Annotated in this window: 29 protein-coding genes; 12 read left to right on the top strand and 17 right to left on the bottom strand. The window is 67.8% G+C overall.

The genetic code is table 11. The annotated features are described in order from the left end of the window. Window positions 1-30 precede the first annotated feature (30 nt). Both MGN01_RS16540 and MGN01_RS16535 read left to right on the top strand, forming a co-directional pair. The gene (locus MGN01_RS16540) at window positions 31-540 is read left to right on the top strand and encodes a hypothetical protein (protein ID WP_147047921.1); all 510 of its coding nucleotides are present in this window, start codon (window positions 31-33) and stop codon (window positions 538-540) included. A 64-nt stretch (window positions 541-604) separates the two neighbouring features. After that, window positions 605-1,165, top strand: a complete 561-nt coding sequence (locus tag MGN01_RS16535) for a GDSL-type esterase/lipase family protein (RefSeq protein WP_238258248.1) — start codon at window positions 605-607, stop codon at window positions 1,163-1,165. A gap of 30 nt (window positions 1,166-1,195) precedes the next feature. On the opposite strand, the gene MGN01_RS16530 is transcribed toward MGN01_RS16535, so the two are convergent. Further along, window positions 1,196-1,447: a hypothetical protein gene (locus tag MGN01_RS16530; protein ID WP_147047920.1), complete on the bottom strand. Its 252-nt coding sequence runs from the start codon at window positions 1,445-1,447 to the stop codon at window positions 1,196-1,198. A 215-nt stretch (window positions 1,448-1,662) separates the two neighbouring features. On the opposite strand from MGN01_RS16530, the gene MGN01_RS16525 reads away from it, so the two are divergent. The 3 genes from MGN01_RS16525 to MGN01_RS16515 all read left to right on the top strand — a co-directional run bounded on the left by MGN01_RS16525 (window position 1,663) and on the right by MGN01_RS16515 (window position 3,827). Next, window positions 1,663-1,869, top strand: coding sequence for a hypothetical protein (locus MGN01_RS16525; protein ID WP_147047948.1), 207 nt, complete (start codon window positions 1,663-1,665; stop codon window positions 1,867-1,869). Then, window positions 1,869-2,153 carry a hypothetical protein gene (locus MGN01_RS16520; protein ID WP_373319201.1) on the top strand — a complete coding sequence of 95 codons (285 nt, stop codon included), beginning with the start codon at window positions 1,869-1,871 and terminating at the stop codon, window positions 2,151-2,153. Before MGN01_RS16525 ends, MGN01_RS16520 begins: the two co-directional genes overlap by 1 nt. A gap of 126 nt (window positions 2,154-2,279) precedes the next feature. After that, window positions 2,280-3,827, top strand: a complete 1,548-nt coding sequence (locus MGN01_RS16515; RefSeq protein ID WP_147047919.1) for an amidase — start codon at window positions 2,280-2,282, stop codon at window positions 3,825-3,827. Between the two features lie 17 nt (window positions 3,828-3,844). Here MGN01_RS16515 and MGN01_RS16510 read toward each other — a convergent pair whose 3' ends face one another. The 4 genes from MGN01_RS16510 to MGN01_RS16495 all read right to left on the bottom strand — a co-directional run bounded on the left by MGN01_RS16510 (window position 3,845) and on the right by MGN01_RS16495 (window position 7,325). After that, on the bottom strand, window positions 3,845-4,855 hold the full coding sequence (locus MGN01_RS16510) for a P1 family peptidase (protein ID WP_147047918.1): 1,011 nt from the start codon (window positions 4,853-4,855) through the stop codon (window positions 3,845-3,847). Between the two features lie 8 nt (window positions 4,856-4,863). Continuing rightward, the gene (gene rarD, locus MGN01_RS16505; RefSeq protein WP_147047917.1) at window positions 4,864-5,751 is read right to left on the bottom strand and encodes an EamA family transporter RarD; all 888 of its coding nucleotides are present in this window, start codon (window positions 5,749-5,751) and stop codon (window positions 4,864-4,866) included. A gap of 117 nt (window positions 5,752-5,868) precedes the next feature. Beyond that, on the bottom strand, window positions 5,869-6,174 hold the full coding sequence (locus MGN01_RS16500) for a hypothetical protein (protein WP_244612307.1): 306 nt from the start codon (window positions 6,172-6,174) through the stop codon (window positions 5,869-5,871). Between the two features lie 155 nt (window positions 6,175-6,329). After that, window positions 6,330-7,325 carry a catalase family peroxidase gene (locus MGN01_RS16495; RefSeq protein ID WP_238258250.1) on the bottom strand — a complete coding sequence of 332 codons (996 nt, stop codon included), beginning with the start codon at window positions 7,323-7,325 and terminating at the stop codon, window positions 6,330-6,332. Between the two features lie 176 nt (window positions 7,326-7,501). Between MGN01_RS16495 and metC the strand changes: the two genes are divergently transcribed. Continuing rightward, a complete protein-coding gene (gene metC, locus MGN01_RS16490; protein WP_147047915.1) occupies window positions 7,502-8,689 on the top strand; it encodes a cystathionine beta-lyase in 1,188 nt (395 codons plus the stop codon). Window positions 8,690-8,725: 36 nt separating this feature from the next. Here the strand turns inward: metC and MGN01_RS16485 are convergent, their stop codons facing one another. The 4 genes from MGN01_RS16485 to MGN01_RS16470 all read right to left on the bottom strand — a co-directional run bounded on the left by MGN01_RS16485 (window position 8,726) and on the right by MGN01_RS16470 (window position 12,392). After that, entirely contained in the window at window positions 8,726-9,322 is a 597-nt protein-coding gene (locus MGN01_RS16485) for a pyridoxamine 5'-phosphate oxidase family protein (protein WP_147047914.1), read from the bottom strand. Between the two features lie 160 nt (window positions 9,323-9,482). Continuing rightward, the gene (locus MGN01_RS16480) at window positions 9,483-9,839 is read right to left on the bottom strand and encodes a lipid-A-disaccharide synthase N-terminal domain-containing protein (protein WP_147047913.1); all 357 of its coding nucleotides are present in this window, start codon (window positions 9,837-9,839) and stop codon (window positions 9,483-9,485) included. Window positions 9,840-9,843: 4 nt separating this feature from the next. Beyond that, window positions 9,844-10,608 carry a glycosyltransferase family 2 protein gene (locus tag MGN01_RS16475; RefSeq protein WP_147047912.1) on the bottom strand — a complete coding sequence of 255 codons (765 nt, stop codon included), beginning with the start codon at window positions 10,606-10,608 and terminating at the stop codon, window positions 9,844-9,846. Then, on the bottom strand, window positions 10,605-12,392 hold the full coding sequence (locus MGN01_RS16470; RefSeq protein ID WP_147047911.1) for an ArnT family glycosyltransferase: 1,788 nt from the start codon (window positions 12,390-12,392) through the stop codon (window positions 10,605-10,607). Before MGN01_RS16470 ends, MGN01_RS16475 begins: the two co-directional genes overlap by 4 nt. Before the next feature lie 280 nt (window positions 12,393-12,672). Here MGN01_RS16470 and MGN01_RS16465 point away from each other — a divergent pair, with 280 nt between their 5' ends. Continuing rightward, the gene (locus tag MGN01_RS16465) at window positions 12,673-12,867 is read left to right on the top strand and encodes a hypothetical protein (protein WP_147047910.1); all 195 of its coding nucleotides are present in this window, start codon (window positions 12,673-12,675) and stop codon (window positions 12,865-12,867) included. Between the two features lie 239 nt (window positions 12,868-13,106). Continuing rightward, the gene (locus MGN01_RS16460; RefSeq protein ID WP_147047909.1) at window positions 13,107-14,762 is read left to right on the top strand and encodes an acyl-CoA synthetase; all 1,656 of its coding nucleotides are present in this window, start codon (window positions 13,107-13,109) and stop codon (window positions 14,760-14,762) included. Window positions 14,763-14,844: 82 nt separating this feature from the next. Here the strand turns inward: MGN01_RS16460 and MGN01_RS16455 are convergent, their stop codons facing one another. Then, window positions 14,845-15,108 carry a hypothetical protein gene (locus tag MGN01_RS16455; protein WP_147047908.1) on the bottom strand — a complete coding sequence of 88 codons (264 nt, stop codon included), beginning with the start codon at window positions 15,106-15,108 and terminating at the stop codon, window positions 14,845-14,847. Window positions 15,109-15,357: 249 nt separating this feature from the next. Here MGN01_RS16455 and MGN01_RS16450 point away from each other — a divergent pair, with 249 nt between their 5' ends. The 3 genes from MGN01_RS16450 (at window position 15,358) to MGN01_RS16440 (ending at window position 17,936) form a co-directional block, all read left to right on the top strand. After that, entirely contained in the window at window positions 15,358-15,633 is a 276-nt protein-coding gene (locus MGN01_RS16450) for a hypothetical protein (RefSeq protein ID WP_147047907.1), read from the top strand. A 90-nt stretch (window positions 15,634-15,723) separates the two neighbouring features. Continuing rightward, on the top strand, window positions 15,724-17,181 hold the full coding sequence (locus MGN01_RS16445; protein ID WP_373319202.1) for a carbohydrate porin: 1,458 nt from the start codon (window positions 15,724-15,726) through the stop codon (window positions 17,179-17,181). Window positions 17,182-17,372: 191 nt separating this feature from the next. After that, on the top strand, window positions 17,373-17,936 hold the full coding sequence (locus MGN01_RS16440; protein ID WP_147047906.1) for a hypothetical protein: 564 nt from the start codon (window positions 17,373-17,375) through the stop codon (window positions 17,934-17,936). Window positions 17,937-17,939: 3 nt separating this feature from the next. Here MGN01_RS16440 and MGN01_RS16435 read toward each other — a convergent pair whose 3' ends face one another. The 4 genes from MGN01_RS16435 to MGN01_RS16420 form a co-directional block, all read right to left on the bottom strand. Further along, window positions 17,940-18,389, bottom strand: a complete 450-nt coding sequence (locus MGN01_RS16435) for a response regulator (RefSeq protein WP_147047905.1) — start codon at window positions 18,387-18,389, stop codon at window positions 17,940-17,942. Next, entirely contained in the window at window positions 18,386-19,513 is a 1,128-nt protein-coding gene (locus MGN01_RS16430; RefSeq protein WP_147047904.1) for a histidine kinase dimerization/phosphoacceptor domain -containing protein, read from the bottom strand. The genes MGN01_RS16435 and MGN01_RS16430 overlap by 4 nt, the downstream gene beginning before the upstream one ends. Before the next feature lie 223 nt (window positions 19,514-19,736). After that, window positions 19,737-20,396, bottom strand: coding sequence for a hypothetical protein (locus MGN01_RS16425; protein WP_147047903.1), 660 nt, complete (start codon window positions 20,394-20,396; stop codon window positions 19,737-19,739). Between the two features lie 267 nt (window positions 20,397-20,663). Then, entirely contained in the window at window positions 20,664-21,758 is a 1,095-nt protein-coding gene (locus MGN01_RS16420) for a replication protein RepA (protein ID WP_147047902.1), read from the bottom strand. Between the two features lie 675 nt (window positions 21,759-22,433). Between MGN01_RS16420 and mazG the strand changes: the two genes are divergently transcribed. Further along, window positions 22,434-23,264 (top strand): nucleoside triphosphate pyrophosphohydrolase, encoded by an 831-nt coding sequence (gene mazG, locus MGN01_RS16415; RefSeq protein WP_147047901.1) that lies wholly within the window; start codon window positions 22,434-22,436, stop codon window positions 23,262-23,264. Between the two features lie 266 nt (window positions 23,265-23,530). Here mazG and MGN01_RS16410 read toward each other — a convergent pair whose 3' ends face one another. The 3 genes from MGN01_RS16410 to pabB are packed head-to-tail and all read right to left on the bottom strand — an operon-like array spanning window position 23,531 to window position 26,383. Continuing rightward, complete coding sequence (locus MGN01_RS16410) at window positions 23,531-24,358, bottom strand: aminotransferase class IV (protein WP_147047900.1); 828 nt, start codon at window positions 24,356-24,358, stop codon at window positions 23,531-23,533. Beyond that, entirely contained in the window at window positions 24,345-24,986 is a 642-nt protein-coding gene (locus MGN01_RS16405) for an anthranilate synthase component II (protein WP_147047899.1), read from the bottom strand. Before MGN01_RS16405 ends, MGN01_RS16410 begins: the two co-directional genes overlap by 14 nt. After that, window positions 24,983-26,383 (bottom strand): aminodeoxychorismate synthase component I, encoded by a 1,401-nt coding sequence (gene pabB, locus MGN01_RS16400; RefSeq protein ID WP_147047898.1) that lies wholly within the window; start codon window positions 26,381-26,383, stop codon window positions 24,983-24,985. Before pabB ends, MGN01_RS16405 begins: the two co-directional genes overlap by 4 nt. Window positions 26,384-26,619: the final 236 nt, after the last annotated feature.

Below are 26,619 nucleotides of genomic sequence, written 5' to 3'. Positions count from 1 at the left end.
GACGGACAACGATCCGTCCGGAGGCGCGATATGGCAGGAACAGCGAAGAAGACCGACCCGAAGCTCTGGGAGCAGGTCAAGGACAAGGCCACGAAGTCCAGCAAGGGCGGCAAGCCCGGCCAGTGGTCGGCCCGCAAGGCCCAGATGGCGACAGCCGAATACAAGAAGGAGGGTGGCGGCTATGCCGGCGCCAAGTCCAAGGACAACCACCTCAAGCAGTGGACCGAGGAAGAGTGGGACACCAAGTCGGGCCGCGAGAGCGGCAAGACCGGCGAGCGCTACCTGCCGAAGAAGGCCCGCGAAACACTCTCCGACGACGAGTATGCCCGCTCGACCGCCAAGAAGCGCGCGGACGGCGCCAAGGGCAAGCAGCACTCGTCCCAGCCCGAGGACGTAGCCCGCAAGGCGGCCTCCGCAAGACGCTCGGGGCATGGCGGCGGTCAGACCAAGGCCGATTTGCTGAAGAAGGCCAGGGCCAAGGGCGTCAAGGGACGCTCGACCATGAGCAAGGGCGAGCTGGAGCGGGCGCTGGGCGCGTAATCCGGGTGTTCCGGTCCGACGCCCTGCAGCGTACCAGGGTATCAGCCACGGTCTGGGGGAACAGGTGAGCCGAATCGGCACGGTGATGCGGCTCTGCCTGTCGGCCCTGGCACTGACGGGCGCCACTCTTCCGGCGGCGCGCGCCGCGGCACTGACGGTGGTCGCGGTCGGGGCGAGCAACACCTCCGGCTGGGGCGTCGGCGCGGCGGCAGCCTACCCGGCCCGGCTCGAGGAACTGCTGAGAGAGCGTGGGCTCGACGTGCAGGTGGTGAATGCCGGTCGGCCCTTCGACACCACCTCGGGCATGCTCGGCCGGCTCGACGCCGTGGTCCCGGACGGCACGCAGCTCGTGGTGCTGCAACCCGGCGCCAACGATCTTAGATTCTTCGGGACGCGTGAGCGGCGGGCGGCCAACATCGAGGCCATGGTGGCGCGGCTCACCGCGCGCGGCATCCCGTCGATCGTCTATGATCCGGTCTTTCCCCGCGAGATCTATCAGTGGGACGGGATCCACATCACCCCCGAGGGCCATGCCCGGATCGCGCAAGACCTCGCGCCGCAGGTGATCGAGGCGCTCAAGCCCGCGGCCCAGGCGGTCAAACGGCCGAAGGCTTCGCCGCGCTAGCGCGTTTCGGCGATGCCGAGGCCGGACGGGTCAAGCCGCCTCGCGCGCATCCTCGTTGGCGCAGGCATCGACGCGCACGGCACCATCGGCAGTCAACGAACAGATAAACTCGGTGCCGTCGTCGAGCGCGAAGGCATGAAAGAAGTGTTTCTCCAGTTCTTCGAGACCTTCGCCGGGAAGATCCGCGATCTCATCGCGCGTCCGCTCTTCGAGTGATGGGAGATCACCATGACCGGCGACGGCGCTCTGCGCCGAGCGGGTGAAGACGACATCGAATGACATTGTTGCGTCCTTGCATCAACCAAGGTTTCGATGCCCGAAAACATCGCCGAGATGAGGCGATTTTGGGGCGGGCGTGTCGCGGGGGCCTCAGCCCCTCCGATCGCGCCCGCCAGGACGGCCCTTGTGACGCTATGCCCAACCAGCTCCGGGAGCCTTTTGCCGCCGGCGTCAGTTCCCTCTGCCGCGCCCTCCCTTCCTGCGGGATCCACGCCATGATGAACACGATCCTCGTCGTCGCCCTCGTCTGCGCCAACTCGGTGGCGGCGCCGGACTGCACCCGCGATACGGCGCTGGACGTGGTGACCGGACCGGCGCACTCTCTGCAGGAATGCCTGGTTCAGGGACCGACCATCGCAGCGGGGTCCGGGCGCGCCACCGACAAGGACACCTACGTGAAGACACGTTGCGAGCAGCGCCACTGATGAGCGACGAGGTCAGCCCGGAGCGGGCGGTGATGATCCGCCTGCGCGCCCGTCTCGCCGTGGTCGAGCGCGCGGCCTGGTTCGGCTTCCAGCACGCCATGCGCACGCAGCCTGCCGAGACCGAGGCCTTCATCGCCTCCGAGCGAGCACGCTGCGCAGAAGGTTTTGCGGGCCCGAACTGGGCGAAGGATCTCACCGCCGCCGAGCGCGCTCTGCTCGGCGCCGAGGTCGACAAGGGTCTCGCGCAACTCGTCGCCGATGCGAAGGAGGAGCCGGGAGGCTAGGCTCCGACAGCATCGGACCGCCGGGCAGAGAAGGCTTTGCTGCCACGCCAGAGTTGCTCGACATCGCGTTCCTCCAGCTTCAATCGTCGGTTCTGCGCAGTGAATCGACAGCGCGTGGAGCATCGCATGACCGAGCCACAGATCGGGCAACCCTCACAGGACAGTTGGCCGTCCGCGGAACCGAGGGAGTCGGCAGGGCACCTCACCCGCCGATCCGTCGTCGGCGCTCTGGCCGCCTCGGCGGTCGTGATCCCTTCGACGCGCGGCGTCGCCGCTCAAGGCGACCCGTCGCTTCTCGATGGAGGCCGGCTGCAGGCCGGCTACGGGGATCGTTCGCTCTCGCCGGTCGAGGTGGCAAAGGCCGCCTTCGCACGGATCGACGCGCTCAACCCATCCGTGAACGCCTTCGTGTTCGTCGACCGCGACGGAGCCGTGAAGGCCGCGGAGGCCTCGGCAACGCGCTGGCAGAAGGGCAAGCCGCTCGGGCCGCTCGATGGCGTGCCGGTGACCATCAAGGACAACATCCCCTGGGCCGGCCACCCAACCCGGAAGGGCAGCCGCACCAGCGCGGATGGACCGAGCCCCGAGAGTGCGCCGGTGGTGTCGCGGCTCCTCGATGCCGGCGCAGTCATCCTGGGCAAGACCTGCATGCCGGAATTCGGTTGGAAGGGCGTTGGGGACAGCCCGCTCTCGGGCATCACCCACAATCCCTGGAACACGAAAGTGACCACCGGCGGCTCGACAGCGGGCGGGGCTGCCGCTGCGGCGTTGAACCTCGGTGTGCTGCATGTCGGCACCGACGGCGCAGGCTCGATCCGCATCCCGAGTTCGTTCTGCGGGGTGTTCGGCATCAAGCCGAGCCTCGGCCGCATCCCCGCGGTTCCGGCGGCGGCGACGCTGCATGTCGGCCCGCTGAGTCGCAGCGTGCGCGATGCCGCCGCCCTGCTCCAGACCATCGCTGGCGCCGACTCGCGCGACATGACCTCGGCGAGCGCTCCTCTGCCTGATCTCCTCGGCACGCTCGACAACGGCGTCAGGGATCTGCGCATCGCCTGGAGCCCGCGGCTCGGCTACGTGAAGAACCTCGACCCGGAGGTCGAGGCCATCACCGAGCGGGCGGCAAAATCTTTCTCCGATCTCGGCGCGAAGGTGGAACAGGCCGATCCGGGCTTTCCGGATCCCGCGCCGATCCTCGATCCGATCTGGCTGACAATCTGCTGGACGGCTGTGCGCTCCGTCCCGGAAGCGAAATGGGGCGAACTCGATCCGGCCCTGCTGGCACTGGCGATGAAGGGCCGGAGCGTCTCGGCGGCCGATTACGGGACGGCCCTCGCGGCCCGGGCCTCGCTCCACGCCGCCATGGGCCGGTTCAACCAGAACTTCGATCTGCTCCTGACCCCGACGCTGGCCTGTCCCGCCTTCGAGACCGGACACAACACGCCGCCCGACGGCCGCTTCGGCGACGATTGGCTGAACTGGGCACCCTATACCTACCCGTTCAATCTCAGCTGGCATCCGGCCGCCTCGGTGCCCTGCGGCTTCACCAAGGACGGCCGGCCCATCGGCCTGCAGATGGTGGGTCCTTACCTGCGCGAGGACATCGTGTTTCGGGCGGCCCGCGCCTACGAGCAGGCGCATCCCTGGCCGCTCACCGATGTCGTGAAGAGGGGCTGAACGGCGGATCGAAGCCGCTAGCGCCCGGGCCGTCCCGAGCCTTGCCCGAAAAGATCCCGCCAGGCCGGAAGGCCGAGACAGGGCAGGCGCCGCGCGCTGTAGACGCCGATCGCCACGGCGCGTGTCAGGGTATCCGCCGCCGCCGCACCGATGCGGGCGAGGTCGCCGATCGGATCGGCCAGCGGCAGGCGGCCGGTCGACACCGCGAACACCACGTCGCCGTCGAGCGGCGTGTGGACCGGATGGATGGCGCGCGCCAGGCCGTCCTGCGCCGTCACCGCGAGGCGCTTCGCCTGGGCCTTGGTGAGCGCCGCGTCGGTGGCGATCACCGCGAGCGTGGTGTTGGTGCCCGGCAGCGCCTCGCGCGGCCACGTATGGGCATCCGCCGGCATCGATGCGGGAAGGCCGAGGCCGCCGAATTCGTCCGCCCGTTCGAATGGCGCCGCCCAAAAATGCGGGCCCTGCCCCAAGGTGACCCGGCCGAAGGCGTTCACCGCCGCGAGTGCGCCGACACGAAACGGCCTGTCTGGCACCTGCGCCGAGGCGCTGCCGAGACCGCCCTTGAGGTTGGCCGTACGGGCGCCGGTTCCGGCCCCGACCGTACCGAGGGCAACCTCCTCCGAGGCCGCGCAGGCGGCCGCGTAGCCGAGGTCGCGATAGGGCGAGAAGCGGCCCCATTCCTTGTCGCCACCGTTGATCAGATCGAACAGAATCGCGCCGGGCACGATCGGCACGCGCACGCCGCCGACGGCAAATCCGCGTCCCGTCTCGGCGAGGCGCGCGACGATGCCGGCGGCCGCATCGAGTCCGAAGGCCGAGCCGCCTGCCAGGCTCAAGGCGTCGATTGCCTCCACGGTCGAGGCGGGGTCGAGCAGGTCGGTCTCGCGGGTGCCGGGACCGCCGCCGCGCACGTCGACCGCCGCGACTGCGGGCCGGTCGAACAGAAGCGCGGTGACGCCGCTGCCGAGGCGCTCGTCGCCAGCATGGCCGACGCGGATGCCGGCGATGTCGGTGATGCTGTTGCGCATAGCTTCGCTCAGGCCCCCCTCGTCTCGGCTGTCGAGCCTCGCATGGCGGCGCGTGTCCGGCGAGCCGTCAGCAGGGAATCGCCCGCATAGAGCACCAGGGCGATCCAGATCAGCGCAAACAGCACCACACGGTCGGGCGTCGGGATCTCGCCGTAGAGCAGGATGCCGAGCAGCATGATCCCCGTGGGGGCGAGATACTGCATCAGCCCGAGGGTCGCGAGGCTGAGGCGCTGGGCGGCGGCGGCGAACCAGATCAGCGGGAGCGCCGTCGTCACGCCGGTGAGCAGCAGGAGGCCGAGATGCCAGCCATCGGCGGGCACGGCATCGGAGGCCAACAGGGCGTAGGACAGGGCGATGGGCAGCAGCAGGAGCGTCTCGGCATAGAAGCCGATCATCGCATCGACCGCGACGAGCTTGCGCAGGAGTCCGTAGAGCGCGAAGCTCATCGCCAGCCCGAGCGACAGGAGCGGCAGCCGGCCGGCCATGGCCACCGCGATGGCGACACCGAGCAGCGCGATGCCGACCGCCAGCATCTGCACCGGCCTCAGCCGTTCACCGAGCACCAGGGCGCCGAGCGCGACATTGACCAGCGGATTGATGAAGTAGCCGAGGCTCGCATCGAGCATGTGCCCGGAGCTGACAGCCACGAGATAGAGCAGCCAGTTGACGGCGATGGCCAGCGCCGAGGCGATCAGCAGCGCGTGGCGCCAGCGCAGCGGAAAGGGGTTCACCAGCCGCTTGCGCAGGATCACGATCAACGCCGTGACGAACAGGGCCGACCAGATGACGCGATGAGCCAGGATCGCCGGCGGCGATACCCCATCGAGCAGCCGAAAATGCACCGGCACCACGAGGCCCCAGCTCAGATAGGCGAGCAGCGCGTAGATCAGGCCCACGAGGGTGTCTTTCCGCGACGGATCCGAACCGGAGCGGTCCGCGGGTGTTCTACCCGTCCCTGCGCAACGTGGCAGAGGGCCGATGCAGGTCAGCCATCACATCAGAGCCTGCGCCGGTCAGCGGCGGCGGGACGGCGCGGGTGCCGGCGGCGGGGGCATTTCGCCGCGCATCAACGCATTGAGGCGCTCGGTATCGAAGCCGCTCATGGCGCGGGCGGGCTTGGCCTCGGGCGCCTCGGCGGTTTGAATGACGGTGCCCGTGATTTCCGGGTCGATGACGGGCGCCTTGGCGATGGTCAGCGTCGGCGGCGCCTGGAAGCGGGTATGCGACAGCCGGTCTGCGGCGACGAAGCCGATGACCAGGGTGGAGGCGCCGACGATGCCGGCGAGAACCAGGGAACGCAGGATACCCAACGCACACACTCGACGATGGCGGCCGGACAGGCGGCTGAACCGTGACCGCAGGTGCCGGCGAGCGGCTGCCTGCGATCTGGTGCGAGGATAGGAGGACGCCGTTAACGAAACGAAGGCTTCGCCGCCGAACCCAAGGCAGGCCCGGCAACATGGTTAGCGCATCGTTACTGCGCCTCTTGCGAGCGGCGGCCGAACGAGACCGCATAGGCCTGGACGCGGGCATCGATCAGCGGATCGTCCGAGACCTCGACGCCGTCGACGAGCGCGTTCGGCATGAACAGCAATTGCTTCTCAGCCTCGGCATTGTCGGCCACCGCCTTGGTGATGGTCAGCGTGCCCATGTTCACGCTCCTACGGTCGTCCGGCCAGGGCTTGGTGGCGTCGTTGACCGGATCGCCCTCTTCCGCGAGCTGCGCCTCGACGCGGTAGCTGACCGGCCCCTTGGCGAGGCGGGCGCGGATCTCGTCCATGAGGACGTTCGGCGCCTGCTTCGCGGCTTCGTCCGCCGACATCAGCTCCTCGCCGTCGACCGGCACGATGCGCCAGCGGAACGCCTGTTTCTTGCCGGCAGCGTCGACGAAGAAGAAGGCGTTGACGCCGTTATAGATCTGGCGCGCGAGGCTAGTCGGGGTCTTGGCCGTTCCGCCGGCCTTGGCGGCCGCCGGATGGCTCGCGACGAAGGTCTCCAGCGGGGTGGGCTTGGCGGCGTCAGGGCCGCTCTTCGAGACGGCTGTGAGCAAATCGCGGAACTCCTCACCCGTCGCCACGGGGAAGAATTTCAGGGCGTTGGTGACGACGTCCATGTCGCCATCGGGCAGCTTGAAGCGCACGGCGAGGCCGTGCGGGTTGGCCTTGGCCGAGGCATCGGGAATCGTCGGCACGCCGGTGGCGTCCGAGTAGCGCGCGGTCACCGGTACGGCGGGGCCCTTGAACAGCGAGGCCTTGCTCAGCGAAGCGGCCTCCTTGCTCGGCGTGAAACTGCCCTCGACCACCGCGCCCTTGGCGTGATTGGCGCGGATGCCGGCATGCTTGCCGAACAGCGTATTCATCACGTCGATGGTCTGCTCGGCCGTCGAGGACTCCTCGGCGCGCACCGGGACAGCGCCAGCAGCCAGGACGAGGGCCAGAGCAGCCGTACGAAGAAGGAGGGCATGCTGCACGACGTCGACTCCCGATCATCCGATGGACGCGGCCAAGCTGTCATTCCTTTCATTCGAGGACAAGGTGACAGCGGGTGTGAGACACAGCATGCGTGCCGGCCGGGTTGACGCGGAAGCAGGCGCCGGGCTGAAAGCCTGTTCCAGGCTCCGGCGAAAAGCCCCGCTCCGCAAGGCCCATGTCGAACACACCTCCGCGCGATCGCAGCCGCTTCCAGGCCGATACCCGTCTCGTCCATGCAGGACGCGACCCGTCCGCCCAGCACGGCTTCGTCAACACGCCGATCTATCGCGGCTCGACGGTGCTGTTCCCAGACTACGACGCCATCAAGAACCGGCGCGGCCGCTATCAGTACGGCACCTCCGGCACCCCGACGATGGACGCCCTGTCCGACGCCTGGAGCGAGATCTCGGGTGCCGCCGGCACCGTGCTGACCCCCTCCGGCCTCTCGGCGCTCACCATCGCGCTGATGGCGGCGGTCAGCGCCGGCGACCACCTGCTCGTCACCGATTCCGCCTACCGGCCCACCCGGATCTTCTGCGACGGGGTGCTGAAGCGCTACGGCGTCGAGGTCGAGTACTATGATCCGCTGGTTGGCGCCAGCATCGCGGCGCTGATCCGCGACAACACCAAGGCGGTGCTCGTCGAGGCGCCAGGCTCACAGACCTTCGAGATGCAGGACGTGCCGGCCATCGCCGAGGCGGTGCATGCCTGCGGCGGCGCGGTGATCATGGACAATACCTGGGCGACCCCCCTGCTCTTCCCGCCGCATGAGCGCGGCGTCGACATCGCGGTCGAAGCCGGCACCAAATATCTCTCAGGCGGCTCCGACCTTCTGATCGGACTCGTCTCCGCCACCGAGCGCTGGTACCCGGCGGTGAAGCGCACCTTCGAGCACTTCGCCCCCTGCGCCGGTCCCGAGGACATCTTTCTGGGGCTTCGGGGCTTGCGCACGATGGGCTTGCGCCTGCGCGAGCACGGGGAACGCGGCATCGCCATGGCCGAGTGGCTCCAGGCGCGCCCCGAAGTGGCTCGGGTGCTGCACCCTGCCCTGCCGAGTGATCCGGGTCACGCCATCTGGCGGCGCGACTTCAAAGGCGCCTCGGGCCTGTTCGGCGTGATCCTGAACCCGGTTTCCGAAACGGCTCTCGCCGCGATGCTCGACGGGCTCGAATTGTTCGGGATGGGCTTTTCCTGGGGCGGCTTCGAGAGCCTCGTCATCCCCTTCGACCCGACGATCTACCGCACCGCGACCCGCTGGAGGGCGGAGGGGCCGGCACTCCGCTTCCATATCGGCCTGGAAGACCTCGACGACCTCAAGGCCGATCTCGAGGCCGGTTTCGCGCGGATGGCGGCCACCGGCTGAGCGCCCGTCGCACGGCTCGGCCGGACGTCGCCCAGCTTACGGCGTCAGCCAGGTCTCGACCCAACCGGCCTCGCTGCGCAGCCAGAGGGCGCGCCGGTGGCCGCGTCTGTCGAGATAGAGGAATTCCAGGCGCTCGGCCCGGATCACCACCACGCAGAAATTCTCGCGGCCGTCGCGGATCGCCTCGTCTGTCTCGGGCAGGGTGTAGCTTCCGCCCTTCGCCAGCGCCGTACCGGGGCCCGGGCTGATTCCGTAGACCGTCCGGTTCATCGGCCGGGCCTGCGCCCAGACGGAATCGGCAAACCAGCTGTCGGTATGGAGCTCGGCGGTCCCGTCGACCCGAACCTGGATCTTGGCGGCCGGATCGTAGACCTGGAGCGCCGCGCAACGCGTCCCGGCAATCTCGGACGCCTTCTCCGAACGCCGGTCGCAGTGGAACGTCAGGGTTCCCGCCCTGCGGTCGGCCTGCCGAAGCACGACGGCTCGAACCTGCGGGCGCCCATAGGGATCGACGGTACCGAGAGCCGGCGTATGAAACGCGCTGTTCCGGTCGCTCACGCCCTCCTCCAGGCGCCGCCAGACCTCGTCATGGCAGGCCGTGAGATCGTCGTAGAATGGGGGAAGCTCCGACATCCGGGCCGCTCCTGAAACCCTCGCTGTTCAGGTCACGCGTCGTCGCAGCCCGGCTCGGTCAGGCGTGCATCCCGTCCCAATGCGGCGCTTTTCCGATTCACGCCGGGTTCTCCAGCGACCCTTGCCCTGCCGGGCCTTCGGCCGAGGGGCGGATGCGGTCTCAGCCCGTCCGCGCCGGATCTTGAGCGGCCTCAGCCCCCCGCTGGCGCCGCTCACGAAAGATCATCGACAGGTTGCGCAGGTAGATCCCGGTCGAGAGCCCCTGCCCGATGATGATCACCGGCTCGCGGCGCACGAAGCCGTAGACCAGGGTCATCAGGCCGCCGATGATCGACAGGAACCAGAACGAGAGCGGCATCACGCTGCGGCCGGCCCGCTCGCTGGCGATCCATTGCAGGATGAAGCGTGAGCCGAAGACGAGCTGGGCGCCGATGCCGAAGACCAGCCAGAAGTCGAAGCGGGTGACGAAGACGTCGTAGAAATAGGCCGGCAGGTCGTGGGCGAGCTGGATCAGCATGGCGTCAGCGAACCTCGCTCGTGCCCCCGGCCGGAATCTCGCGCGAGGCCGGAATCGTCTTCGCGCGGCGGATCAGCCACCAGACGCCGGCGAGATCCATCAGTCCGACCCAGAGGCGGTTGAACAGACCGTATTTCGAGACACCGGCGAGGCGAGGCCGGTCGACCACGTCGCGATGGGTGACCCTGTAGCCCTCGCGGGAAACGAGCGCCGGCAGGAAGCGGTGCAAGCCGTCGAAATGCGGCAGCGCCAGGTAGAGGTCGCGGCGGAACACCTTGAAGCCGCAGCCGGTGTCGCGGGTGGCATCCTTGAGGATGCGGCCGCGCACGCCGTTGGCGATGCGCGATTGCCAGCTCTTGAAACGGCCGTCCTTGCGCCCGATGCGCTGGCCGGCGCAGAGGCCGGTGGTCTCGCCGCCCTCGAAGACGGCCGCGTACATCGCGGGGATGAAGGCCGGATCGTTCTGGCAATCGCCGTCGAGCACCGCGATGATGGGCGCGCGAGCATAGCGCACGCCCGTCCGCATCCCGGCCGCCTTGCCGGCGCAGCGGTCGTGCTGGATCACCCGCAGCCAGGGCCTGCGCGCCCGCGCAGCCTGCAATTCCGAAAAGGTGGCGTCGGTCGAGCCGTCATCGACATAGACCACCTCGAAGGGCGCGAGCTCGGCGCAGGCCGTCTCGATCTCGGCGAGGAGCGGCTCGATGTTTCCGGCCTCGTCCTTGACCGGGATGACGACGCTGAGGCGCGGCTCGAACGTAGGCGCAGTCACTGTGCACCCTCCGTCGGCGAGGCGGGATCGAGGCCGGCCGCGTAGGCGGTGACCTCGGTGCGCCGGCCCGTATTGATGTTGAAGCCCGACACCGTCGCGACCGTGCTCGGATGCAGATTCGCCGCGGCGATCGCGTCGGCGAACGCCTTCGCGTAGCGGCCCTCGACGAAGATCAGCCGGCAGCCGCCCTGCTTGAGGAAGGCCGTCGCCGCCTCGCCACTCTCGACCATGTCGAGATCGGTGCCGATGGTGAAGACGAAGCTCGGCTCACGGTAGCCGAAGGTCGCGACCTGCGCCGCCTTGCAGGGCAGTGCGTCGCGGACCGCTCCGAGGCGCGGCGAGACCTTCAGGCTCGCCAGCACCGGCTGCACCAGCCCGAACACGCTCGAGGACAGCACCACCGAGGCCGCAATCCCGATGCCGAGTGCCGCCTCGACGGCCCTTCGCGAGAAGGCGGCCCAGGCGAGCCAGGACAGGATGCAGGCGATGAGCAGGAACGGCAGGGCGGTGAGCGGCAGCGCATGGTCGAACGACCACGCCACCGCCGAGAGGCCGATGGTGAGCCCGACGGGGATCAGCACCACGAGCCCGGCGCTGGTCCGCGCCCCGCGCCGGTCCGGATCGAACCCACCGCGCACCAGGGCGACCACGGTCAGGATCGCCACGGCCGGATAGAGCGGCAGCACGTAATGGGGCAGCTTCGTCGCCACCGCTTCGAACACGATCCAGGACGGCACGATCCAGGCGAGCAGGAACACCACGTGATCGTCGCGGCGGTTCACCCAGGCGAAGGGGATCGCCAGGGCAGAGAAGATTGCGGCAGGCCAGAACGTCGCGAAGAAGGCGATGGCGTAGAAGCCGGGCGGGCCCCAATGCCGCTCGGTGCCCGAGCCGACCTTCGCCAGCATGTCCTTGCCGACGGAGGCTGCAAAGAACTCGCCGCCGGTCTTCCAGGCAATGGCGATGAACCAGGGGGCCACGATCGCGAGCACCAGCAGCAGGCCGGATCCGAAGCGCAGCTCGGACAGCCAGCGGGCCGAGCCCTCACGGATGCAGAGCACGAGGATGGCGAGCCCGGCGAACATCGGCACCATAGGCCCCTTGACCAGGATGCCGAGAGCCAGGGCAAGCCAGAAGATCGAGGTGGTGCCGAGGCCGGCCGGCGCCCGCTCGCGGGTCAGCCGCACGCGCCCGAGCCAGACGCGCGCCAGCGCGCCCATCGCCGCGACGGCGCAGGCGGCGAGAAGCGCATCGGTCTTGGCAAGGCGGGCCTCGGCGGCGAGATCGATGCAGGCGGTGAACAGGGCGGCGGCGAGCAGCGCGCCCCGGCGCTCCAGGAAGGCGAGGGCCGCCCAGTATGTGAGCAGTGCGGCCGCCAGCGCGCCGAGCAGCGACGGGATGCGGTAGAAGAAAATCCGGCTGCGGGCCTCCGGCACACCGAGCGCCTCGGCTGCACCGACGGCGGCGGCCTGCGCCCAGTAGATGCCGACGGGCTTCTTGTGGCGCGCCTCACCCTGGAAGCGGATATCGACGAGATCGCCCGTCTCCAGCATCTGCTTGGAGGCCTGGGCGAAGCGCGGCTCGTCCCGGTCCATCGGCTGCAGCGAGACGATGCCGGGCAGGAAACAGGCGAGGCCGAGCAGAACCAGCAGGATCGCGGCCCGCGGATGGCTCGCGGCCCCGAGAGCGAGCACCCGTTCCGCGAGCCGGATCGCTCCTCCGATCACACCAGGGCGGGTCTCGTCCGCGTGCGATACCGCGGTGCCGGCGGTGGAGCTCGTCATGCCGTCCAAACGGTCGATGATGGGGATTGATGGGGGGTGCGGATCACGCAGGCATTCCGACCGGAGAGGGCCTCGACAGCGGGTCCGCGCGCCGCCTGGCGGGCGCTCTTAGAGAGGCGCCCCGTGTCGATGATCGACCCTGCAATGTCAATTCCGAGAGGCTTTTCGCCCTGTCGCGGGCCGCGGATCGTACGCCTGGAGGATGCGGTTCCAGCCGGCCGCAACCGAGATATGCGGCAGTGCGGTAGCCGAGGCGGAGTCGGCACCCTATATCCCCTCCATGAGCAACAATTCAGCGAACCCCTACACCCTCGAAATCGCAGCTTGCGAGCGCCCGGCCGGACACTTCACCTGGGCGATTCGCCGACACGGCAAGCTCTTCCAGCGGGCGGATCGCCTGCAGACCACGGAAGAGGCCGCGGAGCGGAGCGGCCTCGCCGCCATCGAGAAGCTCCTGAACGGACACGAGCGCTAGGGTCCAGCCCGGGTCTCCACCGGGACCCGGACGACCGAGCCGCCGGCCCAAGGGCCTGAATCGACCCGATCCGACGATCACGAAGAGCCTGCGGCGTGTGACGCGCCGTAGGCTTTTTCGTATCCGCATCAGACCGTCATTCCGGGGCGCCGATGGCGACCCCGGAATGACGCGGGCCCACGCAAAATCCATTGATCGCCAAGGACATCCGGCTACTCTCCCGCGAGGAGAAAACGCCCATGTCCAAGAAGCCGAAAACGGCAAAACCCAAGACGACGATCTACGACCGGCATCTCGACCGGAACCCGGCCAATTACCAGCCGCTGACGCCCCTGACCTATCTCGACCGCGCCGCCCGCACCTTTCCCGAGCAGACGGCCGTGATCCATGGCGATCTGCGCCGGTCCTACGCGGAGCTCTACGCGCGCGCGCGCCGCCTCGCCTCGGCCTTGGCGGCGCGCGGGATCGGGCGCGGCGACACCGTGGCGGTGCTTCTCGCCAACACGCCCGAGATGATCGAGTGCCATTACGGCGTGCCGATGACCGGCGCCGTGCTGAACACCCTCAACACCCGGCTCGATGCCGCGGCGATCGGCTTCTGCCTCGACCATGGCGAGGCCCAAATACTGATCGTCGACCGCGAATTCTCGAAGACTGCGCGGGCTGCCCTGAAGACCGCCGGGGTCGCTCCTTTCGTGATCGACGTCGACGATCCGGTCTTTTCCGGCGAGGGCGAGCGGCTCGGTGAGATCGGCTACGAGGCCTTTCTCGAAACCGGCGATCCGGATCACGACTGGGCGATGCCCGACGACGAGTGGGACGCCATCTCGCTGAACTACACCTCGGGCACCACGGGCGACCCGAAGGGGGTGGTCTATCACCACCGCGGTGCGGCGCTTCTGTCGCTCGGCAACATCATCACCGCCGCCATGCCGCAGCACGCTGTCTATCTCTGGACGCTGCCGATGTTCCACTGCAACGGCTGGTGCTTCCCTTGGTCGCTCTCGATCGTCGCCGGGACGCATGTCTGCCTGCGCCAGGTGCGCGCGCCGGCCATGTATGCGGCCCTCGTCGACCACAAGGTCACCCATCTGTCGGGGGCGCCGATCGTGATGTCGACGCTCCTGAACGCGCCGGACGACCAGAAGAAGCCCCTGCCCCACCGGGTCCATTTCCTGACCGCCGCAGCGCCGCCGCCCGAGGCGGTTCTGGCGGCGATGGGCGAGGCCGGGTTCGAGGTCACCCATCTCTACGGGCTGACCGAGACCTACGGCCCGGCCGTGGTCAATGCCTGGCACGAGGACTGGAACGACCTGCCCTCCGACGAGCGCGCCAGGAAGAAGGCCCGCCAGGGCGTGCGCTATCCGGTGCTCGAAGGCTTCGATGTACGCGATCCCGAGACCATGGTCTCGCTGCCGGCCGACGGCGAGACCATCGGCGAGGTGATGTTCCAGGGCAACGTCGTGATGCGCGGCTACCTGAAGAACCCGAAGGCCACCGAGGCGGCCTTCAAGGGCGGCTGGTTCCGCTCCGGCGATCTCGGCGTCAAGCACCCCGACGGCTACGTGCAGCTCAAGGACCGCTCGAAGGACATCATCATCTCGGGCGGCGAGAACATCTCCTCGATCGAGGTCGAGGACGCCCTGTTCAAGCACCCCGCCGTCTCGGCCGCCGCAGTTGTCGCCAAGCCCGACGAGAAATGGGGCGAGACCCCGGTGGCCTTCGTCGAGCTCAAGGACGGCAAGGCGGTGTCGGCCGAAGAGCTGATCGCCTGGTGCCGCGAGCGGCTCGCCTCCTACAAGCTGCCGAAGCAGGTGATGTTCGGGGAATTGCCCAAGACCTCGACCGGCAAGGTCCAAAAATTCGTGCTGCGGGAACGGGCGAGAGACGGGTGACGGGGAGGCGCGGCCTCCCAACCCGCATACGAAAACGGCGGGACCCTCGTCCCGCCGTTTTCGGTGTGAACTCCGTGAGCGCTCAGTAGGCCGGGCCGCCCGAGGTGGTGCCGTATTGCGGGAAGGCCCGTTCCGGCTGGGAGGCGTTGCCGCCCTTGGCCGAGGAATCGTAGCCCCGCACGCGCGCTGCGATGAGATCGGCCGAGCGCGGCTGCCAGCCGGGGCCGGCTTCCACCGCGGCGAGGGGGAATCCGGCGGGCGCGATATAGGTTTGTGCGAGGGCCGAGACGGGAGTTGCCAGGCCGAGAGCCAGGGCAGCGGCGATGGATGCGAGACGCGTGTTCATGGTCATCTTCCTTGTCGTTTGTGCGCGGTCTCCGTCAAATATCGGGGGCCGTGTCTTCTTGGTGAGACCGTGAGATGGGCAGCGTCTCGCCGTAATGTCGTGCAGTTTCGCACATGAGACCAAGTCAAAGTCCTCGTCTGTGAAGTCGTGCGAAATCGCACATCCGAACAGGGCGGAAAGGCTTAGGTTCCTGCACGAGGGGACGTGCCGCCTGCCGGGTGCAGCGCGGTTCGTATTGGGATTTCGGCCATGGTCGTTCGGTCCGTCACTGCATTCGCCGCGCTCGGCGTTCTGGGCGCCGCATTCGCCGCCTCCCCCGTTCTGGCTCAGAGCGTCGATCCGGCCGCCGTGCTCGCGGCCAAGGGCTCGTCGAAGAGCGGGCAGGGCTTTGCCGGCCGCACCGCCCGCATCACCTCGATCATCGGCTCGGACGTGAGCGCGGCCGCTCCCCTGCACCTGCCGGGCAAGCCGGTCTGGACGCGTCCGGCGCGGCGCGAGGCCGACGCCTCGGCCGGACTGCGGTAGAAAAGCCGCAAGCCGCCGGTCTCGGCGCGTGCCGCCTCCGTAGCCCTGGCCACGATCCTCACCTCGCCTTAACGTCCGCCCCGAGTCACGTTGCCGGGGACGACCGTGCTGCGCCACCTCTCGGGGGTGTTCCTGCTTGCCACCGCCCTCGCCTGCCCGGCGCGAGCGCAGGAATTCGAAGGCGCGGGCGGCGACCCGCGCATCTCGGTCTCGCAGCCTGAATCGACCAGCCAGGCCTCGGGCGGCTATGTCCGCTCGATCGCGCCCTCCCTCGGACCCTTCGGCGATCCCCTCGGCATCCGCCCGGTGCTGAAGGAGAAGGGCATCGAGTACAGCCTGACCTACATCGCCGACTTCCTCGGCAACCCGGTCGGCGGCATCCGTCAGGGCGCGATCGCCGAGGATCGCCTGAATCTCCGGCTCAACCTGAACCTGCAGAAGCTCGTCGGCTGGGAAGGCGCGACAATCCACGCCAACGCCTACTTCATCCACGGCACCGGGCTGTCGCGTTACTACGTTGGCAACCTGCTCACCACGAGCGTGATCGAGGCCCTGCCCTCCAGCCGGCTCTACGTGCTCTGGTTCGATCAGCAGTTCATGGACGGCAAGCTCGGCCTGCGTATCGGCCAGCAGGCGGCCGATACCGAATTCTTCGTCAGCCAGACGGCGACGCTCTTCGTGAACTCCACCTTCGGCTGGCCGGCGATCACCGGGCTCAACCTGCCGAGCGACGGGCCGGCCTATCCGCTGGCGGCCCCGGCGGTTCGCGCCAAATACGTGCCGGGCGGCGGCTTCTCGTTGCAGGCGGGGATCTACGACGGCGACCCGGCCGGTGCCAATCGCCCCGGTGACGATCCGGACGCGCAACGCCTCGACCGCACCGGCACCAATTTCCGCACGCGCGACCCGGCGCTCGTCATCGCCGAGGCCACCTACGCCTACAACACCGACAAGGATGCCAAGGGCTTGCCCGGCGACATCACGCTGGGCGGCTGGCAGCATTTCGGCCGCTTCGATTCCCTGCGCTTCGACACCAACGGCGTGCCGCTGGCCGCTCCGAACTCCACCGGCATCGGCCGGCCCCTGCGCGGCAATGCCGGCATCTACGCGATCTGGGACCAGACGCTGTATCGCGAGACCAACAAGGACGACGAGGGCCTGGGCTTCTTCGTGCGCGCTGCCTACTCGCCGACCCGCTCCAGCTTGGTGGACGCCTATGTCGATACGGGCCTCGCCTATAAAGGCCTGTTCGAGGGCCGCGACGACGACACGATTGGCCTCAGCCTGGCCCATGCCCGGATCAGCGACGACGCACGCCGGGCCGATGCCGACACCATCGCCTATACCGGCATGCCGATGCCGCGCCGGCGCGGCGAGACGGTGCTCGAGGCGACCTACCAGGCCCTGGTGGTCCCCGGCTTCACGGTGCAGCCGGACGCCCAGCTGATCCTGCATCCCGGTGGCGGCATTGCCAATCCGCGCTATCCCGAACTCGGCCGGGTCAAGAATGCCGCCGTCGTCGGGATGCGGGCGACGATCCAGTATTGATCAAGCCGTCATTGCGCGCAGAGCCGAAGCGATGACGGCGGAGCCACACCTTCCCCCCGATTTCGAACCGTGCGCAGCTCGGTCTTGCGCCGCTTCGCTGGCCCGATAGGTTTCCCATCCTGTCCCGCGTCGACGCGTGAGGTCCCGTGCCCTTCGGCGAATCGAGTCTGACGGCCTGGATCCTCCTGTGGGTGGCAGCCCTCTCCAGCTTCGCCACCTTCGTGCTCGCCTTCCGGCGCGACGCGCAGGCACGCCGGAAGGCATTGGCGGAGGAGGAGCAGCTCTGGTCGCTGACCTGGGCCGACTATCTCGACGACGGGCCGTTCCGCTGCCTCCGCCTGCGCCTGCACGACGTCGAGCGGCACAAGTGCCGTCTCAAGAGCGTGGTCTTGAAGAAGCCCGGCGCCGGCCGCCTCGCACCTCAGACCTGGATCGACAAGAGTGCCTCCGAACCCTGGCACAAGCGCGCTCAAGCAGACCGGACCGCTCTCGGCCGGCGCGTCAACATCGCCCGCGACCTCGACGGCTCGAATGCCCGCTTCTCGGGCCAGCCCTACGACGATGTCTACCTCTACATCCTGATGCCGAGGCGTCCGGCCTTGAGCCTGTCCGCCCAGACCTCCGTGCGGCTGGTCTGTCGCATCTCGGAGATCAGCCGCCGCTCGCGCCGCCGCAAGATTACGTTGATCAGCCCGCCCACCGACTGGGCTCGCCCGGACGCACCCCGTCCAGAGGATGTGAGACTGAAAGCGTAGGCCCTATCCCTCCGCCGGCGCCCAATTCGCCAGGAATGCCGGCGCCAGCACCATGCCGTGCGGCACGGCGAGGGACGGCGGGGGCCGGCGCAGGGCCTGTTCGAGGAAGGCCAGGGTGTCCTCCAGGACACCGCCCGAGAACGGCTTGGCGATCACCGCGGCGGCACCGGCAAGGTCATCGCCGAGCTGGCGCGGATTGGCGGTGATGAACACGCAGGCGATGCCGCCGAGATCGCTCGCGGTTCGCGCCACATCGAGACCGGAGGACCCTTCGGCCAGCCGCAGGTCGACGAAGACCAGCTCGGGCCGGGTCTCGCGCAGCAGCGCCGAACCGGCAGACGCAGTCATGGCCGTGCCGACGACGCTGTGCCCGGCATCCTCCAGCAGCATCTCGAGCTGCATCAGGATCAGGGCCTCGTCCTCGACCAGCAGGACCCTCAAAGGCTCGGTCACCTGGGCTCCGAATGGACTGCCGCGTCGTGGGGCAGACTGATATGGACGACGGTGCCGGGATCGGCAGCCCGCCATGTGATACTGGCATTCAACTGGCGGGCAAGGGTTTCCATCAGCCGCTTGCCGAAGGAGCGCCGTCCGGAAGCCGGGGCGGGATCCGTCATCCCGACACCGTCATCCCTGACCTGGATCGCAAAGGAGGCCTCGCCGGGCGTCACCGCGATCGAGAGCCGTCCCGGCCGTCCATCGGGGAAGGCGTGCCGGAGAGCATTGGTGATCAGCTCGTTCAGGATCAGCGCGATCGGCGGCGCCTTGGCCACGGGCACCTCGACGGCCTCGACGTCGAAATGCAGCCGGATGTCGCCGCGCCCGAGCCCGCGCACCAGGTCACCGGCAAGGTCGCGCACGAACTCCGTCACATCGAAGCGCTCGAGATCGTTCGACTGGTAGAGCCGGCGATGCACCGTGCCGAGCGCCTCGACACGCTTGAGCATGCCCTCCATCGTCTCCCGCGCCGCCGGATCGGTGATGGTGCGCGTCTGCAGGGCCAGCAGCGAGGCGACCATCTGAAGGTTGTTCTTGACCCGATGGTCGACCTCGTGGAGCAGCATGGTCTTGGCGGCGAGCGCCTCGCTCAATTCGCGCGTGCGCTTGGCGACCTCGCGCTCGAAATGCTCCTTCTCGCTCCACGTCTTCAGATGCGCATCGATGCGGTCGGTGACGTCGACCTGCGAGGCGAAGAAGTAGAGCACCTCGCCGGCCTCGTTCGAGACCGGGCTGATGTAGAGCGCGTTCCAGAACGGCGTGCCGTCCTTGCGGTAGTTCAGCACGTCGATGGAGATGTCGCGGTTCGCTTCGACCGCTTCGCGGATCTGCTGTACGGCCGCCCTGTCGGTGTCCGCTCCCTGCAGGAAGCGGCAGTTCTGCCCCATGACCTCGTCGCGCCCGTAGCCGGTCAGGCCGAGGAAGGCGTCGTTGACGTAGACGATCGGATTGTCGGGCTGGCGCGGGTCGGTGATGATCATCGGCATGCGCGTGCCGCGCACGGCGGCGGCGAAGGGGTCGCCCTTGCCGGTCTCGGTCTGCAAGCGATCGGTTTGCCGCCAGGCGTCTTCCCGTTCCATCCCGTCTCGTCTTCTGCCGTCTTGTCACCGCGCGGGCGACGCATCCCCGCGTTGATCCGGCCTTCGCGGCCCGCAGTCAATTCGCAGATGCCAGGTCGCGGAAGGAAAGGAGGTGTGACGACCGAAGAGGTTCAGGCCGGGATTCCGGCGCTGCTCTCCCTGGCCGGCGAGGAGACAGCCCTGCTCACGCCGTTCTTACAGTGCGTCGGGCCGGCGCGGTGCATCACGCCTCGCCCCCCGCTTCGGCCAGGGCATAGACCGCATCGCCCATCCGCGCGAGCGGGCCTCCGGGTCCAGACCGCTTCCAGAGGCGTGTGTTGAGTGCGGCGACGGCATCATGACCAGGCAGGGAAAAACCCCGGCTGGTAAGCACGGCCAGGATCTCGCTGGCATGGAGGGGCCGACCGGCCTCGCGCAGGGCTTGAATGGCCGCCTCGATCAGCGCGCGACCGTAGCGGCGAGCGAGCACGCCTTCCGAAAGGGCGCCCTCGACCGGGTGAGGAGCGCCCGCCGCCGGCGGCCCTGCCGGAGGTGAACCCGACGCGCCAACCGGGGCGGGGCTGGGCATGATCCTGGGATCGGGTGTCGCTGGCGCCCGGCCTGGAGCGGTGACGTGCCGCTCCGGTGGGGCTTGGTGCGACGCGAGGTCTGCCCGATGCGGATCGGTGTCGTGGTTCCATCGCCCGCCGCCCTGGCCCAGCGGGACATCGCCGGGGGCCATGGCCGGACCGGGGGCCGGAGCGTTGCCCAAGCCGGCTTCCTTGGTCAGTCGGCGGCCGAGTTCGAGATAGAGCGTTAGATCCGCGATGGCGCGATCGAGTGCCTCACGCTGCCGGTGCAGGGCTAAAAGCTGTGCCTCGGCCTCCGCTTCGGACAGAACCATGGCGCATCGATCTCCTCGTTCGGATCACCGCCGTTCCAGGATCCTCACCCATCCACTAATGGAATATTCTTATTCCGTCCAGCCATTCCCGTATTTCCAAAATTCCGTTTTATTCCATATTCGGAATAATAGATGGAATATTCCGCTGGCAGACGATATCCCGCTCCCATGCGAGCCAGCCCGCAGCCGCACGTCATGTTGTCACGGGTGAGCAGCTGTATCATCACGCTGATGCGCACGAACGGAGCCCCGGTATTCCGAGAAAAATCAGGCTGCGCTACGCTTCTTCCGAGCTATTCCGATTGCTTTCGGCGGGACGATCAGCGCGCTCGGATCGGCTGGGTTGAGCAGCATGCCACGCTCATCAAGGCTGATCGGCAGGCGCGGAAACACCTCGAGCACTCCGGCGAGATCGGCCTTGAAGGCCTGGCGGAAGCTGCGCTGGCTGGCGTTGTCCGCCCCGAACTGCTTGTGCAGGTTGTCCCAGGTGAGCCTGAGCGGACGCTGCAGCGCCCGCAGCCGGTATCCGACCCAGAACAGCAGGTCGAGCTTGCGCGCCGACCCCGACAGCGCCCGCGCCGCACGGATATCGACGGGCAGGGCGTGCTTGATCAGGCTCTCGTAGAAGTCCTGGTGGAACTGCACCTCGCGCTGCCAGACTACCTCCCCTGCCCCTTGCGGTCGCCACAGATCGAGCCGGCGGAAGGGCGGGACGGTCAGCGTCGAGGCGCTCTCGCGGCCGTCCCAGAGGCCGATCTGCATGGAGCAGGCCGCAAGCCGATTCAGTTGCTCCTTGAAGGCACCGATGGTCCCACGCTCGCCGCCGGTCACGGCGAAACCCATCTCGCGCATGAAGCCGGACAGGCTGTCGGCCACGGCGATGACGGGGCTGCGCTGGCGCACGGCCTCCGTGCAGAGGTGCAGCAGCAGGAGGCGCGCCTTCGGCCCGAAGGGAAGCCCCTGCGCCTCCATCTCACCCGTAACGGGGTTCTTGAGCCGGCCGGCACTGAGGCTCAGTGAGTTGCGGCCATACTCGCGCACCACCTCCCGCACGGGGCCAGGATCGCGGTAGGGCAGGCCGCAGAGCGCCAGCACCGAGTGGATGTGCTGCAGGTTCTCCGGCGCCGCAGGCTCGTTCTCGATGACCTCACGCACGGCATCGCGCCGGCGCTGGTCGCGCCCCATGCCGTCGCGCCGGTTCTTCTGCGTGGCCTCGGCAGCCGCCTGCTCATCCCGCTCGCGCTGGCGGAACAGGATGTGCTCGACGATCTGAGCGAACAGGAATCCGCCACGCGCCTGCTCGAGCTCGGCGCGCAGATCCGTGTCCCGGATCTGATCGATCTTCTGCTCGAGCCCCGACATTCCCGTTCCGCGATCCCCGTCCCCGCCACCCTGCCCCATCAGTCGACCGAGGCCGGATGGGGATGGCAGCGGATGTCGCACGATTCGTAACCGCGGAGTCCTGTGGCGGATCCGGGTTATCCCGGCTTTCCCCGCATCTCAATGCCGGCAATCCCCAGGCAATTGCACGAAGACACGGCACGCAGATTTCGATGCGGCGAAGACCCGGCCTCGGGCCTTACGCAGAGTTCAATACGGGGCGCCCCATCGCCATGATCCCCGGAATGCACAGCCTCACGTGATTTTCCCCGCCGAATTCCATGCACCACCACGCAGAATCCCATGCGACTGAGGGAAACCGACACGCAGAATTCAATACGTCTGCACGCAGAATCCAATGCGCCCCCACGCAGAATCCCATACCTAAACCGGCTCTAAATCTCTGATCCAGATTGATTTTCCGGGTAGTCATATAACCTGCTGAAATGACTCTCCTAAATCATGGTCTGATATATTTCCTAAAGGGTGCGCAATCTGTTCTTCGTAGCGAACAGGCGAATTGCCGTAGGATTGTATGGAATAATTGGAATTATCCACAGATCCAGGGGCAGTTATCCCACGCCTCAAGGCATAAGCGTCTGAACAGGCGCGAGAGCCGAAGAGATACCTTCTGGAACGAAAGCGGTACGACCACCCATGCCCAACGCATCCATCGACAGCCTGCTCTCGCTGATGGCGACGCTGCGTGATCCGATTCGGGGCTGTCCTTGGGATGTCGCACAGACTCCAGCCAGCATCGTGCCCTTCACGATCGAGGAGGCCTACGAGGTCGCGGATGCGGTCGATCGGGCGGATGACGACGACCTGCGCGACGAGCTCGGGGACCTGCTGCTGCAGGTGGTCTTTCAGGCTCGGATGGCGGAGGAAGCCGGAAAATTCGCGTTCGCGGACGTTGTCGAGAGCATCGTTGCCAAGCTCATCCGCCGGCACCCGCACATCTTCGACACCGAGGGCAACCCAGTACCGGCCGACAAGCGGGTCTATGACGCGCATGCGGTGGATCTGGCTTGGCAGCGCATCAAAGCTGAGGAACGCGCCGGGAAGGTGCGGCGGAATAGCATCCCGAGACGCGAGTCACCCCTCCATGGGGTCCCGCTGGTGCTGCCGGCTCTCACCCGCGCGGAAAAAATCTCGCGAAAGGCCGCCAGCTACGGATTCGATTGGCCGGATGCGAGGGACGTGATCGCCAAGGTTCGGGAAGAGGCTGACGAGGTCGAGGAGAGCCTGGGGCAGGGCGACCCGGAGGCCGTCGCCGAGGAGATTGGCGATCTTCTGTTCTCGGTGGCGAACTTGGCCCGGCATGCCGGCGTCGACCCGGAGGAGGCGCTCCGGCGAGGCACCCGCAAGTTCGAGCGCCGGTTCGAGGCGATGGCGGAGCATCTCGCAGGGCAGGGCCACTCGCTGTCATCGAGCGCCCTCCCCGTTATGGAAGCGGCCTGGCAGGCTGTTAAACGGAAGGAACCCTGACGGCTCCAGGCTCGGCGAATCACGCTGGCAGCGACCTTGTCCCCTGATCCTTGCATCAAGGGATCAGAGGATCGGCTGAACCTGTGATCGGGCTCGCCAGGGCGATGGCGCCCACGGTCTCACACAGACCCGTCGCCGCCATCACGAGATGCGGCTTCAGCACCCGGTTCGGCCTGGCGGCTCAGGCCGTGATCATCGCCCAGCGCATCTGGGCACGTGTCGCGGGTTCGCACCCGTGGTTCATCCGTCCTTAGCTCTTCGAAACCTCAAGCCTGAGCGGCAGCGACGGCACGCGCGATCAGCTCGCGGCAGCGGGCTGTCGTGACATCCTCGTCATCAGGCCATGACCGGTCACCGATCGCCGCAACCGGACTGAGCAGGCGCAAGGAGTTGGTCACGAACACGGCTTGGGCTTGCCGAAGCTCATCGAGGCTCAGCGCCCTCTCCTGAACGGGTAGGCCGAGGCTCGGAGCCTGCTCCAGAAGCAGCGCGCGTACGATTCCCGCCAGAACGCCCTCCTCGACGGGTGGCGTGACGAGTTGCCGATCAATCACGGCGAAAACGTTGCCCGTTCCCGCGCAGGCCACGCGCCCCCGCGTGTTGAGAAACAAGGCCTCGTCAAAGCCTTCGGCCCGGGCAGCGTGGGCGGCCAGCACCGCGTCGAGGTAGCCGAGAGTCTTGGTGCGAGAGGCCGGTGAGGTCTCATTGCGCGCGATCGTCGAGACCTGGAGACGCAGACTCGCATAGGCGAAGCCGGGATTCGCTGCGGCCGCGCTGGCAAAGACGAGGGGGCGCGGTTCGGCAGGCGGCGCGATTCCGCGCGGACCGGCTCCGCGCGTGACGGTGGTCCGAACCGCCGCGCGTGGCGCCGCACCGGCAACCGCGCGCATGGCCTCAATGATGACGCGCGCGTCGACCAAGAAGCCGAGCGTTTCGGCGGCTGCGACGAGGCGGGCGACATGGGCCGCCTCGAACACGATCCGGCCGTCGAGAGCGAGCGCGGTGTCGAACATCCCGTCGCCGAGCAGCAGGCCACGATCGGCGAGGTCGAAGGGGACGGGCCCCTCGACGATCCGGCCGTCATACCAGAGCATGGGTATCCAGGGGCCGCGACACGCGCTCCGGCATCCGGCCCCTGCCCTCCCGCCAGGCGCGGGCGAGCCGGAGGAAATTGGAGAAGATCGCGTGGCCGCCCTCGGTGAGCACCGATTCCGGATGGAACTGGATGCCCCAGGTCGGATGCCGACGGTGCGAGAGGGCCATGATCTCGCCCTCGGCGGAAAGGGCGTCGATCGCGAGCTGATGCTCCATGCCGGATTCCGGCGCGACGATCAGCGAGTGATACCGTGCCACCGCCATCGGGTCGGACAGGCCCGAGAACAGCCCGGTTCCGTCGTGGTGGATCGGCGTCGCATGGCCGTGGAGCGGGCGGATCGCGCGCTCGACGCGTCCCCCGAAAGCAGCGCCGATGGCCTGATGGCCCAGGCAGACGCCGAGGATCGGCACGGCGCCCGACAGCTCACGGATCGCCGGCAGGCTAACGCCTGCTTCGGCAGGCGTGCAGGGACCGGGCGAGATCACGACGGCGTCGGGGACGGCGTCGCGGATCTCGGACACCGAGAGCGCATCGTTGCGCGCGACCTCGACCGTCTCACCGAGTTCCTCGAAGTAGCGGACCACGTTGAAGACGAAGGAGTCGTAATTGTCGATGACAAGGATCATGGCGCGGCCACCTCGTCGGGCTCGAAGGCGGCGAAGACCCGGGCGGCCTTGGTCAGGGTCTCCTCGTATTCGGGACCGGGCTCCGACAACAGCGTGATGCCGCCGCCGGCCTGGAGCACGGCCTGGTGCCGGTCCATGAATACGGTGCGGATGGCGATGGAGGTGTCCATCGAGCCGTCAAAGCCGATGGCACCGATGGCGCCGCAATACAGCTCGCGCGCATCGCCTTCGATCTCGGTGATGATGTCCATGGCCCTGAGCTTCGGCGCGCCGGTGATCGAGCCGCCCGGAAAAGTCTTTGCGATGAGGTCGAGAGCGTCGGCTCCCTCCCGCAGAGTGCCGGTGACCACCGAGACGAGATGGTGAACCGAGGCGTAGGATTCCAGACCGCACAGGACCGGCACATGGACGCTGCGCGGTTCGCAGATGCGCGAGAGATCGTTGCGCAGCAGGTCGACGATCATGATGTTTTCGGCGCGCTCCTTCGGGTTCTGCTGAAGGGCTCGGGCCAGGCGGGTATCCTCGTCCGGATCGGCGACACGGCGGACCGTTCCCTTGATCGGGCGCGTCTCGACATGCCGGCCGCGCAGCGTGATGAACCGCTCCGGTGAGCTCGAGGCGACGGTGAGGTCATCGAAGGCGAGATAGGCACCGAAGGTGGCGGGATTGGTCTCGCGCAGCCGCCGATAGAGCCCGAACCCATCGAAAGCCGGGGGCAGATCGGCGCTGAAGCGCTGGGCGATATTGGCCTGATAGATGTCGCCGGCACGAATATAAGCACGAACCTTTTCGACAGCGGCTTCATAAGCTTGCCGCGTGAAGTTCGAGTTCCATGAGAGCGCGGCTGTGGCTGGAACTCCGGACGGGGCGGGCTCTCGCGTCTCGAGCACATCGGCGAAGGCATCGAGGCGGCTCTGCGCCCGAGCCTCGCGGGCCTTTGCCTCCGTTTCCGGAAAGCCGGTGGCCACCAACAGGCATCGGTCGCGCCCGTGGTCGATGACGAGGAGTGTGTCGTAGAGGTTGAGCGCGATGTCGTCGGTCAATCCAGCTCGACGAGGGGGCGGTACGACCCGCTCCAGTTCACGGCCGAAATCGTAGGCGAAATAGCCGATGGCCGCTCCCGGGAAGCCGGGAAGGTCCGGCATGGGCGGCAACTGGTAGGGCGCGAGGCAGGCACGCAGGGCCTCCAACGGTGTGCCATTGAGCGGCCTGCCATCGAGGGTGGCGTAGCCTTCACGCAGACGGAAACGAGCGAAGGGATCGGCCGCCAGCACGGAGACACGACCCAGCGTGTGGTGGTGCATGGCACTGTCGAGAAAGGCGAGCCCGGGCAGGCGTGACAGGCGCGCCGCCGCCACGATCGGATCGATGGATGGGATCTCGCGGGTCCAGACCATGGAGGAGGTGTTTTCGCGTCTCGCGCTCGTTGACGTTCCAAGCACCAACCGCGCCGACACGCATCCCGTCAATTCCGGGATGATGCGACTCGTCTGCAGCCACGACATGAGTCACGAGACAGAGGGCTGATCCGAGCTTCAGAAGAAAACTTAGAAAGCTCCTATAAGCTATTCAAATAAAAGAGGTCTATTGTGCCGTTCGGGCGTCCGAGCGCTCGCAAGCCAGCTGCTGGCTG

Origin of the sequence: Methylobacterium gnaphalii (assembly GCF_007992215.1) — a bacterium.
GTDB lineage: Bacteria > Pseudomonadota > Alphaproteobacteria > Rhizobiales > Beijerinckiaceae > Methylobacterium > Methylobacterium gnaphalii.
This window is presented reverse-complemented; position numbering and strand designations above follow the sequence as displayed.

Coding starts and splice junctions, on each gene's coding strand:
- MGN01_RS16515 (WP_147047919.1), top strand. CDS start 2,280: ATGACCGAGCCACAGATCGGGCAACCCTCACAGGACAGTTGGCCGTCC.
- MGN01_RS16430 (WP_147047904.1), bottom strand. CDS start 19,513: ATGGAACGGGAAGACGCCTGGCGGCAAACCGATCGCTTGCAGACCGAG.
- MGN01_RS16510 (WP_147047918.1), bottom strand. CDS start 4,855: ATGCGCAACAGCATCACCGACATCGCCGGCATCCGCGTCGGCCATGCT.
- pabB (WP_147047898.1), bottom strand. CDS start 26,383: ATGGTCTGGACCCGCGAGATCCCATCCATCGATCCGATCGTGGCGGCG.
- MGN01_RS16465 (WP_147047910.1), top strand. CDS start 12,673: ATGAGCAACAATTCAGCGAACCCCTACACCCTCGAAATCGCAGCTTGC.
- MGN01_RS16540 (WP_147047921.1), top strand. CDS start 31: ATGGCAGGAACAGCGAAGAAGACCGACCCGAAGCTCTGGGAGCAGGTC.
- MGN01_RS16530 (WP_147047920.1), bottom strand. CDS start 1,447: ATGTCATTCGATGTCGTCTTCACCCGCTCGGCGCAGAGCGCCGTCGCC.
- MGN01_RS16525 (WP_147047948.1), top strand. CDS start 1,663: ATGAACACGATCCTCGTCGTCGCCCTCGTCTGCGCCAACTCGGTGGCG.
- MGN01_RS16420 (WP_147047902.1), bottom strand. CDS start 21,758: ATGTCGGGGCTCGAGCAGAAGATCGATCAGATCCGGGACACGGATCTG.
- MGN01_RS16410 (WP_147047900.1), bottom strand. CDS start 24,358: ATGCTCTGGTATGACGGCCGGATCGTCGAGGGGCCCGTCCCCTTCGAC.
- MGN01_RS16520 (WP_373319201.1), top strand. CDS start 1,869: ATGAGCGACGAGGTCAGCCCGGAGCGGGCGGTGATGATCCGCCTGCGC.
- MGN01_RS16485 (WP_147047914.1), bottom strand. CDS start 9,322: ATGTCGGAGCTTCCCCCATTCTACGACGATCTCACGGCCTGCCATGAC.
- MGN01_RS16480 (WP_147047913.1), bottom strand. CDS start 9,839: ATGCTGATCCAGCTCGCCCACGACCTGCCGGCCTATTTCTACGACGTC.
- MGN01_RS16460 (WP_147047909.1), top strand. CDS start 13,107: ATGTCCAAGAAGCCGAAAACGGCAAAACCCAAGACGACGATCTACGAC.
- MGN01_RS16450 (WP_147047907.1), top strand. CDS start 15,358: ATGGTCGTTCGGTCCGTCACTGCATTCGCCGCGCTCGGCGTTCTGGGC.
- MGN01_RS16455 (WP_147047908.1), bottom strand. CDS start 15,108: ATGAACACGCGTCTCGCATCCATCGCCGCTGCCCTGGCTCTCGGCCTG.
- metC (WP_147047915.1), top strand. CDS start 7,502: ATGTCGAACACACCTCCGCGCGATCGCAGCCGCTTCCAGGCCGATACC.
- MGN01_RS16405 (WP_147047899.1), bottom strand. CDS start 24,986: ATGATCCTTGTCATCGACAATTACGACTCCTTCGTCTTCAACGTGGTC.
- mazG (WP_147047901.1), top strand. CDS start 22,434: ATGCCCAACGCATCCATCGACAGCCTGCTCTCGCTGATGGCGACGCTG.
- MGN01_RS16425 (WP_147047903.1), bottom strand. CDS start 20,396: ATGGTTCTGTCCGAAGCGGAGGCCGAGGCACAGCTTTTAGCCCTGCAC.
- MGN01_RS16470 (WP_147047911.1), bottom strand. CDS start 12,392: ATGACGAGCTCCACCGCCGGCACCGCGGTATCGCACGCGGACGAGACC.